The following is a 12818-nucleotide window of genomic DNA, read 5'->3' as shown; positions in this document are numbered from 1 at the left end:
TTAGTTTCACTTGATTGTAAATAGGGTTTTATTAAATTTATAAGCTCTTGATTTCTCTGATTTTTTCCTAAATCATGAAGGTGCTAAATCGAATTATAAAACATAGATTTACTGTACATAAAATCTTCTGGTTTACCAAGAATAAAAACCCTCTAAATTTGATAAATTCTATACTTTGAAAAAAATATTGCTGTCTAGGTTCTTGATAAACATCAAATTAGATTCTATTTGGCCAAGTTGCTATAACCTTAATCTTCTGATTTTTGCACCAATTTATAAATTTGATGATGCTACTCATTCCCTGACTTGAAGTTATAGATTCAGATATCTTCTTGTTTGAAGTAATTTTGGCAATAGTTTTGATTTCTTTTTGGGTCATATCAGCTTTTCGATTAGCTGTTTCATCTCCATACTCATTAATAGTTGGAGACTGATAAGCTGAATTCCTGGACTGAAGGGTTTTAAATTTAGCTACTATTCCCTGTTGCACACGCTTCAAGGATATTGCACTGATAAAACGAACTTGATCAATTAAATTCAGTGATAGTAAATATTCCGGATCCCGACTCAACACATAATCAGTAAAGAGATTACTAGGTTTTCCATCATGTATATAATGCTCATATTCCAGAGGAAGAAGAACTAAATCTCCAGGTTTGAGCCAGGAACGAGAACGAGTCAAGATGTAATCAATACCAAGTGGAAAAGTTGTAGCTCCATTAAGACAACTTATGGACGTCTCTTTATGTATCTGACTACAGCTAATGCCAAATCTATAGCACCATGGTAATTATTAAATTGAGATTGCGTCTCAATTCGCCTTTACGATTACCACCGAGAGGAATATAGAGATAATCCCGCAGAAAGTTAGAAAGGGTAATATGCCACCTACGCCAAAAGTCGCTGATGTTTACTGCTTTGTAAGGAGAGTTAAAGTTCAGTGGTAGCTTAATACCAAACATCCGTGCTGCACCGATAGCCATCTCAGAGTAGCCGGAAAAATCGAAGTAAAGTTGGAACGTGTAAAATAAGGCACCACTCCAAGCATCATAAAAGGTGAGCAATTCTCCTGAAGCAGCAGCATTAAAGACTGGAGTAGCATAAACAGCAGCTGTGTCAGCAATCAAGACTTTTTTGATTAACCCTATGGAGAAAATAGTTACCCCCACCGCCAGATCTTCAGGGTTAAACTGACCAATCTTTAGGTCTACATTTATACAGTTCCCTGATCTCCTGTCCAATGAACAGTAATTGCTGACTTTTCCTAAGCATTTAGCCGTCAGCTTGGTCATTGATCATTGGGGATTGAGTTAGTGCTGCTATTGTTGTTATTTCAGCTCAAGCCTTTGCGATCGCTTGCTGATCAGCATCGCCATTACCCATTACCCATTACCTAGAATTTCTCTCGTAGCTGAGTTGGAAGGCACGCGATCGCTTACTCTACCGAACCGGAGCAATCCCTCAGTTTTTAGTCTGGCAACTTGTACTGTTCTACAATCCGCTTGGCATACTCTGGCACATGTGCCTCTAACTTTTCTGGATGATTGCGCTTTAGATATAAATAGTTGCGGGTGAAGTGGGAGTCAATAGAAAAACGAGCATACTCCAATCCTTTCGGACCTATTTTTTCAATCACCACTCCCATCATTTTTGCTGCCCACATCGGTAACGTAACTCCCTTGTCATAGGCAGGAATACTCTGTTGCACTGCCTGTTTGCGATCGCCTTTTGACATGACTGGTTGAGTTTCCAACTGGTCTTGCACCAAATCCAACAATTCTTGCCCAATGTCATTACGAACGAGAATCCACTGCCAACCAAAGGGAGCTCCCATGTAACCTACCACTAAATCCGCTAGGGAGTTTACATAGTCAAAACAACTCATGCAAGAGGAGGCAAACACATCTTTGAGTTGATTAGTCTTTAAGCCAAAGAACGGTACTTTCTCAATCGAGCCATCCTCATGTTTAAAGTGAATCCGGAAATCCTGCATAAACTCGTAATGTACCACTGTTTCTGGTGAACGGCTGGTGGTTTCTAGAAATTTTTGCAACCCCTCACGGTTGACATTATCGACACAGGGCGTACCTAAAACATAGAGTTTTTCTAAACCGAGTTCGTTTTGCACTGATCGCAATGCTTGGATTTGGCAGCCAACACCAATTACTAATAATCGCTTCATCCCTGATTGTTCCACTTGCTCTAACACAGAGAGGTTAGGAGACAAGGTAGGCTTATTCACCCGTGCTGCTAACACCTCCTCTGGGGTACGAGCAATGATCGGCATTGGCTGAAAGCGGTCTTCTTTAGTGTTTTGGACACAGACTACACCTTCAACTTTACCCTGCTTGAGCATTTCCATGGCAATGGTACTGACAATTCCTGTCCACTGCGCCCCTTCTATGGGGTTAATCTTCTTAGCCGTGATCATCTTCTGGTTAACACCAAAGTACCAATCGTCTGGATGATCTAGATTGCGGCTACGTCCATGGGCTTTTGTTTCCAAGTCAGCTATTTGCTGGTTTAAGAATGCACAAGCTTCCTTGACATAATGGATATAGTATGTATCACAAAGTCCACACTCGCTACACAGTTCCTTGGCAGGGCGTCGGCTACTTGGTTTTAAGGCTCTCGCTTTTTTATGTTTGGCAGGTTGAGGTGTCACTGAAGTCATTTGCTTAACTAATGGTCTATTGTCTCACGATGGTGAGCATTCAGCCGTCAGCTAATGCGCTACCTCAAGCGCGTCGTTCGCACAGCGTGGCCAAACGCGCCCCGCGTGGCCCAAAGGCCAAGGCCAAAGCCTGTGCCACGCACGCTACTTGAGGTGATATCAGCTATCAGCCGTCAGCGTTAATTTGGATCTTGGTTATCGATTCCAACACAATAGACAGGAGTGTAAATGCGTTCCCGTCGCGGCTCAATGCTTAGCATCGCATATCTCGATTGCCAACACTGATCGGATTTTCTCTTAATTTTCTCTTAATTTTCTCTTATTTGGTACATTTGTACTCAATTAAGTCATGCGATCGCGTAGCGTGGCCTACGGCCAATCGCACAAAGAGGAGATAATTGGACCCTCAGGTCAATCAAAGTACCACCTTAGGGGCGCAGGGCGTGCGCCCACCCACCAAGGGAAAAGAAAACCAGAAAAACCCTCCTTTTAGTTACCAAATTCTGCCACCTGAGATTCAGACAGACCTGTTAAATTCGCCACCTGCTCCACCGTCATCCCTTGCTCTAACAAGTTCTGCGCCACCTGCTGCAACTGAGACTCCGCTTGATCAGCTCTTTGTTGTTCTTGATCAGCTCTTTGTCGTTCTTGCTCGGCTTTTTGTTGTTCTTGATCGGCTCTTTGTTGTTCTTGATCGGCTCTTTGCCGTTCTTGTTCAGCTCTTTGTTGTTCTTGATCGGCTCTTTGTTGTTCTTGATCGGCTCTTTGTTGTTCTTGCTCAGCTTTTTCCTCAGAAGTGGGCAGTAACTCCCCATCCAAATTTGCCCAGCGTAACCAAGTTGCTTCGATGCCGTTATACTCACCATGCCAACGCACCAAGCTCAAACCTAATGCCTGAGATACCAGTTGGTTTTGCTCATTAGGTTCTATCGGTTGGTAAACTCTATTTTGGAGATGAAATCCAGCCCAATCATCTGGATTAAACGGATCAAACCAGAAATACTCTGGCACACGCATCTGATTTTGATAAATCTGTTTTTTCTCGTTTTTGTCACGCTCAGCAGTGCTTGCCGACAAAAGTTCGATAATCACGTCAGGAGCCTTTTCCTCCTCCCAAATCACCCAGCTTCGACGCTCTCCCTTGGGTACATCTAGAGCAACAAAGAAATCTGGTCCTTTATAGTCCTTATTTTTGAGTTGGGCAACGCTGTAGTAAACAAACATATTACCACCGACATAGCCATCCGACCTATTATCTAGCCAAGGCGATAGGGTATAAATGAGCAGATCCATTTGGGCTTTGTGCCGTGCGGTTTCCATTGGTATATCATCATCACAAGGGAGCTCAGCCTGAGTAGGTGGTGCTGCCACTGGCATTGACACTATAGTTTTAGAGAGTGTAAGCTCTGACATGGCTGTCCAAAGGTTTCAGTTTACCAAGTTTTGACACTTCTATGTTAATGGGTGCTGCTTCCAAGCAAATGGGATCATATTTTGGAGGCTCTGGTTTTGGCGGACGGAAACTCTCCTAGATACCTATAGAAATCACCCCCATGCCCTGGTCAGTCAGTGCTTCTTTACAAAGAAGCCGAAGTTTAGCTTTGATTGGGTCAGTATCCGGCAACGAGAAAGCATTCATCCCCTTCTTTGCTGCTGTCTTCAATGCTGCAAATACCTGCTCAAAAGGCAGATATTTGCCTAACACCTTTTGATAACTTTGCATCCAGGGGAAAGTACTGATGTATTCACAATTAAAGGTGAGGTAGCCAGAGTCCTCACCAATTTAGATAAACGAGAGATAGTCATTATTGTAACCAAAGCGGAAATCCCCTACTGGATCTTCCCAAGTGGCCATAACGTCCGAGGGTAACTGTTGATGGCTGATAGCTGAGTGGTCAAAGTATACATGGCTGCGTTCGCTAGCCAACGCCCTTCGGGCTAATCGCAACTTCCTCAAACCTAGACGCATCAGGCTGTTTGACTTTTTAAATGCCACCTTCGGTCTCTTATAAGTAAGCAGAAAGTCTATCACTGTTTGCTGGACTTGACCAATAGTCCAGCTAGACAGTACTTAATTATACAAAGTTGGACTATGTGTTGTGGTATTTACCAATGACTACTTAGTGATTAGTGATTAGTGATTAGTGCTTTGTGGCCAGTAACAAGTTTTCTGGTATTCACCAATCACCAGCTTAGTGATTAGTAATTAGTGATTAGTAATTAGTGATTAGTGCTTTGTGGCCAGTCACAAGTTTTCTGGTATTCACCAATCACCAGCTTAGTAATTAGTGATTAGTGATTAGCGCTTTGTGGTCAGTAACAAGTTTTCTGGTATTCACCAATCACCAGCTTAGTAATTAGTGATTAGTAATTACTAAGCTGGTGATAAGTGCTTTGTGGCCAGTCACAAGTTTTCTGGTATTCACCAATGACTGATTACTAATCAATAAAAAACCGCCGCTAGCAATAGGGCGGGATGGTTAAGCAATCGGAGGGTAACTCTAGGTTACTTGGTTAATCTAGGATAGTGTTGTAGCAAATTTTACCAAATACCTATGACTGTCTAGCTTTTACCATAAGCATTAATGGGCTCTTTGATAAGCCGAATATATAAATGCTTAAAGGTAGACCTAATTACTCGAGGCATACCAAAATCAATCGGTGTCATAGTATCAGGTAGTTTCCAATCCCTCACTTGGATTTCTACAGGTCGATGGTAAGGAAAGTCAATCTCTGCTAAGTCTGGCAACAACCCTAGCCGTTTTTGAGCTGCTAGGGTAGGAACCAGAGCTGGCTCAACATTGAGAATTTCCACTATTGATCGGTCGAGAGCAAAGACATCCTCTGATGCTCCCAAGATCCCCAAATGTCTCGGTTCACCACCAATCGGACCATTCCCTTCCTGACCAATAATGCCATCAATGATAGTCAACTGCGGATTAATCGCCCGTGCTGTTTCCACCAGCATTTCCCCAAAGCGCGTCTCATCCTTACCCGCTTCCATATGCCACCAGGCTTTCATTTTTCCGGGAACACAGCCGAATAAATTTTTAACCCCCATGGTCAGGGTCAACTGCATGTGGGATTTTACCTTCGGTAGGTTAATCACCACATCCGCATTCATGGCCTCTTTAGACAAACGCAGATGATTAAAGGTTTCGCTAGCAGTTTCATAACCCTTGCCGTGGAATTCAACAATAGGGATATCAAGTTCTGCCATCATTGGCAGATAGCCGTTCGCCTTAGCCACACCCCTAGCACTCCCAAAGGCTGGGCTATCTCCGAAAAAGGGTTTACCCCCAGCTTCTTTGACTAGTTGAGCCACGCAGTAAACAATTTCAGGGCGAGTGATACATTCTTTACCAGGACGACCAGCAGTAAGTAAATTAGGTTTCAGCAGAACCGAATTACCTTTCTTAACAAAAGCACTCATCCCTCCCAAAGGTTCTAGCAGCCTTTCCAAGGAAGCTCGTAAGAGTTGTCTATTATAGGAATCAGCACGAATTAAACTAACAGTTTGCATAATTTAATAGTTTTGATGTCAGGGGAAAATGATCAATTGTGTATTGTTATACCAATTTCCTGTCAAAGATGTAAACTTATAGTACACTTGGAGATTTGAAATTTTTCAGATTGTTTCCCGCCTCCAACAGATAAGTGACAATTTTCAAGAAAATCTGGTATTATTCCTGGAGGAAGTTGCCTATCGTAGCAATTGTCTGTTGTATTATGAAAATCTTTTACCCTAGGGTGGCAGATTCTTCGCTACACATGTAGAATAAGAATACATAATAAATCTACTGATTCTCCAATGTATCTACAGCTTGTCAGTTGCGTCTGCGGTCTTGTATCTAGGTTAAGCCTTAAATAATCACTCTAGGTCATGTTTAGGTTGAAAGCGTTATTCAATCGTTTCAGGGTGTATCAGTGAACGCATTTGTCCTACTCCAGGGTTTTAAGGACAGTACCTGGATACAGTAGTGCACTTACCAAACTTTTAAAGGATGTGGATTTTAACAAATTTATAATTCTCTAACTTCTCTAATCCTGAAGTGTTTACTCTCCTGAGGAAGAATGGTTCCTTGTGTCATTCCTTGGATGCTGGGAAGTGTATCTAATCTGTAACCAATAAACGTTTCCGTTGCCGAATTTAAGGCTAATTTTCAGGAAGATCGGAATTCTCTGTTGACGCTAAAAATACCTAGAACACTGGATAATACCGATGCTCTCTTGACTGAAAACCGATCTATGGCACGGGTTAATCGCCACTTAAGGCAAAAAAATTTCACATTCAGCCTACGTTGCCAGATTTTCCCTGGTTAAAACGTTTTGTACCAAGCAGGCTGAACAGAATAACATAATCAGTCAAACGAGGTGAACACACAAATGATTAAAGTACAGGCTCCTGATTCCATCCTATTTCCACAACCAGGCCTTGGCAAGGTAGAAAGTACCATTACCCCTACCAAGCCTGGGCGAGTCAAATTTAAAGCCACATACTGGCCCGCCCGGTTATGTGATCATGATTCCCAAGTTACCCTTGTGCCTGATGACCAAGTGACTGTGCTGGGCCGACACGGGATTACATTGCTGGTGGTTCCTGCCGGCTATATTTCCACTGGCAATTCACCAGAGGATGAACCGGGGGTTGAAGAAGCTAGTGAATCCCAGAGCTTGGGATTCACTCAAAAACTGAGCTCAGTCTTTTCCAAACTGTGGCGCTAGAGTTTAACTAACCGTAAGCTTATGCGCTACGCGCACGCTACTTGAGGTGCTATCAGCAGTCAGCTTACGCACTACTTGAAAAGCTTCGCTTTCGGTGAAACAGTTAATGTTCTCGTAGCCAGGATAAATAAACAAAGTTCAGACGTTATATGTAAGATATATAACGTCTGAATGTGGGATTTTTTTTCGTGGCCAAGCTTGCATCTAAAGCTTGCATCTTATGTTATTTCCGGATAATCACCATTAATCAAAATCTCCTCATCTCCCCATCTCCCCATCTCCCCATCTCCCCATCTCACCATCTGCATGCTTAGTCCTACTTTTAAGAATTGGTATAAGTGGGTCGGTTCTCTTGCACTGATCTAACCAAGGACAAATAACAATTCAAGCTTAGTCAATCCATCGCATCTGGACAAAATGGGCTGGACGTCCCCAGATATCAGATGTTTCCCTAATGTCTACAATCGCCAGGTTAAAAGGAATGGCAGTAGTTAAGTACCGTTGTGCTAAGTTGCCCAAATCAGGTGTTAGTTGAGTAGCAGCCACCGCTGCAAAGCCAAGACCCAACAGTTGTTCAATCGGTCCTCGCGGCAGTAACAGATGAACAGCCAACCCTAGTCCAGCACCTAAAAACACTGCTACTGAGAGATTCGTGCCGCACCGGGGGTGGATAGCCATATCCCATTCTCCCCGAGTCAGTCGCTCTAGGGCAGTGGGTACTGCTCGTCTCAAGTCAGCCAAATTTACGTGACCATAGAGATAAAATCCTTGGTCAGTTGATAGTCCTCCTATAGCATTATTATCTGATGGAGGAGTGGTTGGGGTTGCACCAGCACCACTAGCACCATAGCGTTCACTTAGAACCCAGACAGTAGCGTGTTCTAGAGCATGAACCTGACGCAGCATGAGAATGTCTTTTAACCCTGGAACGAAATTCAGCTGCCTAAGCAAATCCGTATCCTGTGTCGGTTGAGGGGCTGTAAAATCAAAGTCCCAAAAGTTACTGGTGTTTACGGAAGCAGAATTACTCATGGCAGCAAAAAAGCAAAAGCAGGTTAATTAATATCAGACACTTTCACTGTAGCATTGTGTCCGATTGAATACTTAAAATTCCTAAGTATTCAGCTGACTGCTTAATAATGATAGCTGAATGCTTAGAAAACTTAATCATTCTTAGTTGTTCGTAAATTAACCATTAAAAATTAACAATTAACCATTAACAATAAATATAGCTCCTCGCTGTTCTAGCTCAGGTTGAATTTTATCGGGCAAAACCGTATTGTCCCAAAATTGAGCACCTTGGACATTGACTTTATGAAGATTGCTATCAAATAGGTTAGTACCCATCAAATTTGTCTAACTCAAGTCAGCATTAGTCAGATCGACGTGACGCAGTTGAGCATAACTGAGTTCACTACCACTGAGGTCTCCATAACTCAACTGAGCATGACTTAATTGAGCATAGCTAAGGTTAGTCTTCCTCACTTAGTTTGGCATTTTGCAGACTAGCACCACTGAGATTAGCATCGCTCAAATCAGCATTTTGTAAGTCAGCATGAAGCAGATTACTCTCGTTCAAACTGGCATTGCTGAGATTGCTTGCTGTAAATTAGTACGACGTAAATCAGCACCGCTTAGGTTGGTAAGTAGTCGGACAAAAGTAAAATTAACTGTTGAAATAGGGAGCAGGGACTGAGGCCGTGGGCCACGCGGGGCGCGTTCGGAGCTGGGAGCTGGGAGCAGAGGGGCTTTTGGCAACTTTACATAAGTTAATACAGCGAGGCAGCAAGGGAACAGGGGGTTTCCCCCACTCGCTATTGCATCAAGAAGTGAGGTTTATTTTTGTCCAGGTACTTAGTTATGCAAACCGCCGTAAATGTATTGGCAAAGACTTGATAATCGTTGTGTAAAATAATTTCCAATAACGCTTTATTTACCTCTAGGTTTGCCGTCATTTTACAAAATAAAATTTGCTTAAATTCCAACAAAACGGTTTATGGATAATTTACCTTTACCCCCTTTAAAAAAATCTGATATATGACTTCTTTATAACGCTGAATTCTTTACAGTTTCGGTAGTTCATATTCAGTAAAACATCATGATTAATATCCTCATGTTCGGTGGTATTATTGGGGTGATTATTGTTGTTATTTGAGATGCTCTCTACCATAGATACAAATTCCTTTATTAATATTATATAGAGATTTGAATTTGAACAGCAAGTTGAGACCAACAAGCGACTCCTAAAAAACGTAAAATTGAGAGCAATGACTTTAGCCAATGAGGAATGTAATTTGCCCGGGTGGTCATTACTAGCTATAACCATAAGGAGAGTACTGTGGAAGTTAATGTAAATTGTGCCCAAGACTGCATCAACGGTTGTATCTTAGGTGACAAATGCCCCAATCAACAATACGTTGCTGAGGCATCCCAGTTCATTAACGGTACTTCATTGGACAAAATGTTGGAGTTGGCAGAGGAAGCACGGCTCAAGAAACTATCTCAACCCCCTAAATGGGTGATTCCCGACTTTCCTGAGTAGGAAACTCTCACCCCTAAGCCAAAAGCGCCTGATTCTATGGGAACCTAAGAGAATAAATACAAAAACCTACTATTTTCGCTACGCCAAGCAACTAACAGGTTATGCAAACTCTAAGTACACCTCAAAGGGCTAGTACACTACCAGCTTTCGATACTACTATCCACCGCCGTCAAACCCGCCCTGTCAGAGTGGCTAATGTCACTATTGGCGGGGGATACCCGGTGGTGGTGCAATCGATGATTAATGAAGATACCTTAGATATCAATGGTTCCGTTGCTGCTATTCGCCGCTTGCACGAGATTGGTTGCGAGATTGTCCGTGTCACTGTACCGAGTATGGCACATGCTAAGGCTCTAGCCCAAATCAAGGAGAAACTAGCAGCGACCTATCAAGCGGTGCCTCTAGTAGCTGATGTCCATCACAATGGCATGAAAATTGCTCTGGAAGTTGCCAAGCATGTGGATAAGGTGCGGATTAATCCTGGATTGTATGTCTTTGAAAAGCCCAAAGCCAATCGCAGTGAATACACTGAAGCTGAATTTGAGGAAATTGGGGAAAAAATTCGGGAAACCCTAGAACCCCTGGTCATTTCCCTCCGTGACCAAGGTAAAGCTATGCGCATCGGAGTCAATCACGGTTCCCTAGCGGAACGGATGCTGTTTACCTACGGTGATACCCCAGAAGGGATGGTGGAATCTGCTCTGGAATTTATTCGTATCTGTGAATCCCTAGATTTCCGCAATTTGGTGATCTCCCTCAAGGCTTCACGGGTACCTGTGATGCTAGCCGCCTATCGCTTAATGGTAAGGCGGATGAATCAGTTGGGGATGGATTACCCGTTGCATTTAGGTGTTACTGAAGCCGGGGATGGGGAATATGGACGGATTAAGTCTACGGCTGGTATTGCTACTCTGCTAGCTGAGGGGATTGGTGATACGATTCGTGTCTCTCTTACGGAAGCCCCAGAAAAAGAGATTCCTGTTGGCTACAGTATTCTGCAAGCTCTGGGATTGCGGAAAACTATGGTGGAGTATGTGGCTTGTCCGTCCTGTGGTCGTACTTTATTTAATTTAGAGGAGGTACTGCATAAGGTGCGGGAAGCTACTAAACATCTCGCTGGCTTAGATATTGCTGTGATGGGGTGTATTGTTAATGGCCCTGGGGAAATGGCTGATGCTGACTATGGTTATGTGGGTAAGCAAGCAGGCTATATTTCTCTGTATCGCGGTAAGGAGGAAATTAAAAAGGTACCTGAAGATCAAGGAGTAGAGGAATTGATTAATTTAATTAAAGCTGATGGTCGCTGGGTAGATCCTTAATAATTTTTGAATAAAAACTATAAAAAACTATCACTTTGTGGGCGCAAGCCTTGCGCCCTTACAATTTATTTCTGTTACACTCATGGCCACAAGTCCTATAAATTGACAATTAGCAATTAACCTCCTCATCACTCGATCAGCTGATCATGGATTTACGTAGTTTTAGCTGTCCGGCAAAATTCATCCCACACCTAATGCTGCGCATTAGGTGTGGGATGAATTTTGCACAGGGTATGCATGGAATTGCTATAATATATGTACGTACTGATAAACAAAGCCGAAAATGCTGGTTTGTCAGGCACCTACGTTCCTTAAAAATAGAACTTATTGTATTGTTCCGGCGCGGAGGGGCATCCCGGAGACGAAACCTTAGAATAGTGGAGCCTTAATCATAAAGTTTTAACCCTTTTATGCATAGCCTGCTAACCATAAAGGCTCCACTCTTCTTGCGGTAACTTCTGACCGTGTCGTTAATAAAGCTTGCCGAGTATCCGAACCGTTGGGTGGAGTTGGCAAGAAGCCTACACGCTCACTCGTTCGCGAAGCGGCTCTGTAAGAGCAGAGTCAGTGTAGGAGTATGTCACAATTACTTGACCGATGCCCTAGAGCAATGGCGAGAATCATGCATCTGACTCATCACCTAACTCTTTGAGTCTAGCTAGCAATTCCTCTACCCGCTTTTCGGCAAGTTCTCTTTGTTGCCGTTCAGCTTGAACTTGTTGTTGAGCAGCTTGAGCTCTCTCGTCTGGTGTTGGTACCAATTGCTGATCTCCACTGAAAAACCGTAGCTGGGAATTATGCACACCTAAAAATAATTCCAACTGCTGACTCCACAGCCACCCCTGAGTATTAGGGTCGAGGGGTTGATACTGGCCTCCCATCAGGCGAAATCCCTGAAAATCGAGGGTATCGGGGTGAAACCAGAAATATTCTGGTGTCCTGAAAGTATCTTGGTAGAGGATTTTCTTTAATCCCTTATCAACTTTAGCTGTACTGTTAGAGAGCAGTTCAATAATCACATTGGGATATTTTCCTTGTTCTGCCCATACTACCCAACTTTTGCGGGGTCGATTTTCCGTACCGAGTACTACAAAAAAGTCGGGTCCTCTAAAGTCTCTGGTGGTAATATGCTCAGGAGTGAAATAGATAGTGAGATTCCCAGTAGCATAGAAGTCGCTTCGTTCTCGCCACCACCACTTCAGGCAAGCGAGTAACAGCTCAATTTGATCTCGATGGCGATCGCTTTCCAAGGGTGGTTCATCACTCCATAAATCACATGGTGGAATGATAATACTTTCTGACTCAGCCATTACATTGACTTCCGCAGTGGCTTCTGAATTCTTGGCAAGGGTCATAGCACTCACAGGCAAAATCGCTACCTCTAGTTTGACAGCTTTAATAGAAATGGTTAACTTACAGCGGTTTACAATTCAATTAGGTACTTTCGTTCTGGGTTTTTAGGGAGCAGGGAGCAGGGAGCAGGGAGCAGGGAAGTCGGAAGTGGGAAAACAATCCTGTGTACCTGATAGTTATGCAAACCGCCGTAACCGTTGACTGT

The 12818-nt window shown here is 43.2% G+C and carries 14 protein-coding genes and 1 pseudogene; 3 read left to right on the top strand and 12 right to left on the bottom strand.

From position 1 onward, the window contains the following. Positions 1 to 217: 217 nt before the first annotated feature. From BJP37_RS24970 to BJP37_RS24940, 7 genes and pseudogenes are all read right to left on the bottom strand, one after another. A complete protein-coding gene (locus BJP37_RS24970; RefSeq protein ID WP_075902844.1) occupies positions 218 to 682 on the bottom strand; it encodes a hypothetical protein in 465 nt (154 codons plus the stop codon). Between the two features lie 94 nt (positions 683 to 776). Next, positions 777 to 1193, bottom strand: a pseudogene (locus BJP37_RS24965) (MBOAT family O-acyltransferase); the annotation flags it as partial. 275 nt (positions 1194 to 1468) lie between these two features. Then, entirely contained in the window at positions 1469 to 2674 is a 1206-nt protein-coding gene (locus BJP37_RS24960) for a Coenzyme F420 hydrogenase/dehydrogenase, beta subunit C-terminal domain (RefSeq protein ID WP_070394912.1), read from the bottom strand. A gap of 489 nt (positions 2675 to 3163) precedes the next feature. After that, positions 3164 to 4087 (bottom strand): Uma2 family endonuclease, encoded by a 924-nt coding sequence (locus tag BJP37_RS24955; RefSeq protein WP_075902842.1) that lies wholly within the window; start codon positions 4085 to 4087, stop codon positions 3164 to 3166. A 115-nt stretch (positions 4088 to 4202) separates the two neighbouring features. Beyond that, positions 4203 to 4397, bottom strand: coding sequence for a hypothetical protein (locus BJP37_RS24950; RefSeq protein WP_075902840.1), 195 nt, complete (start codon positions 4395 to 4397; stop codon positions 4203 to 4205). Between the two features lie 60 nt (positions 4398 to 4457). Further along, positions 4458 to 4601, bottom strand: coding sequence for a hypothetical protein (locus tag BJP37_RS40020; protein WP_214607777.1), 144 nt, complete (start codon positions 4599 to 4601; stop codon positions 4458 to 4460). 636 nt (positions 4602 to 5237) lie between these two features. Beyond that, positions 5238 to 6197 (bottom strand): Npun_F2552 family protein, encoded by a 960-nt coding sequence (locus tag BJP37_RS24940; RefSeq protein WP_075902836.1) that lies wholly within the window; start codon positions 6195 to 6197, stop codon positions 5238 to 5240. Positions 6198 to 7060: 863 nt separating this feature from the next. Between BJP37_RS24940 and BJP37_RS24935 the strand changes: the two genes are divergently transcribed. Continuing rightward, positions 7061 to 7399 carry an NfeD family protein gene (locus BJP37_RS24935; RefSeq protein ID WP_075902835.1) on the top strand — a complete coding sequence of 113 codons (339 nt, stop codon included), beginning with the start codon at positions 7061 to 7063 and terminating at the stop codon, positions 7397 to 7399. A gap of 390 nt (positions 7400 to 7789) precedes the next feature. Here the strand turns inward: BJP37_RS24935 and BJP37_RS24930 are convergent, their stop codons facing one another. The 4 genes from BJP37_RS24930 to BJP37_RS24920 form a co-directional block, all read right to left on the bottom strand. Next, the gene (locus tag BJP37_RS24930; protein ID WP_075902833.1) at positions 7790 to 8431 is read right to left on the bottom strand and encodes a DUF6391 domain-containing protein; all 642 of its coding nucleotides are present in this window, start codon (positions 8429 to 8431) and stop codon (positions 7790 to 7792) included. 177 nt (positions 8432 to 8608) lie between these two features. Beyond that, on the bottom strand, positions 8609 to 8746 hold the full coding sequence (locus BJP37_RS40015) for a hypothetical protein (RefSeq protein WP_158069759.1): 138 nt from the start codon (positions 8744 to 8746) through the stop codon (positions 8609 to 8611). A 9-nt stretch (positions 8747 to 8755) separates the two neighbouring features. Next, positions 8756 to 8884 (bottom strand): pentapeptide repeat-containing protein, encoded by a 129-nt coding sequence (locus tag BJP37_RS24925; RefSeq protein ID WP_081431320.1) that lies wholly within the window; start codon positions 8882 to 8884, stop codon positions 8756 to 8758. Next, positions 8871 to 8978 (bottom strand): pentapeptide repeat-containing protein, encoded by a 108-nt coding sequence (locus BJP37_RS24920; protein WP_081431319.1) that lies wholly within the window; start codon positions 8976 to 8978, stop codon positions 8871 to 8873. The genes BJP37_RS24925 and BJP37_RS24920 overlap by 14 nt, the downstream gene beginning before the upstream one ends. Before the next feature lie 759 nt (positions 8979 to 9737). On the opposite strand from BJP37_RS24920, the gene BJP37_RS24915 reads away from it, so the two are divergent. Next, positions 9738 to 9941, top strand: coding sequence for a hypothetical protein (locus BJP37_RS24915; RefSeq protein ID WP_075906439.1), 204 nt, complete (start codon positions 9738 to 9740; stop codon positions 9939 to 9941). 101 nt (positions 9942 to 10042) lie between these two features. Continuing rightward, positions 10043 to 11260, top strand: coding sequence for a (E)-4-hydroxy-3-methylbut-2-enyl-diphosphate synthase (gene ispG, locus BJP37_RS24910; RefSeq protein ID WP_075902831.1), 1218 nt, complete (start codon positions 10043 to 10045; stop codon positions 11258 to 11260). A gap of 620 nt (positions 11261 to 11880) precedes the next feature. On the opposite strand, the gene BJP37_RS24905 is transcribed toward ispG, so the two are convergent. Further along, a complete protein-coding gene (locus tag BJP37_RS24905) occupies positions 11881 to 12615 on the bottom strand; it encodes a Uma2 family endonuclease (protein WP_075902829.1) in 735 nt (244 codons plus the stop codon). Between the last annotated feature and the right edge of the window lie 203 nt (positions 12616 to 12818).

It is taken from the genome of Moorena bouillonii PNG, from assembly GCF_001942495.1.
GTDB classification, from domain to species: Bacteria; Cyanobacteriota; Cyanobacteriia; order Cyanobacteriales; family Coleofasciculaceae; genus Moorena; species Moorena bouillonii.
Note: the sequence above shows the minus strand (reverse complement) of the source record. Positions and strands in the feature narration are given on the sequence as shown.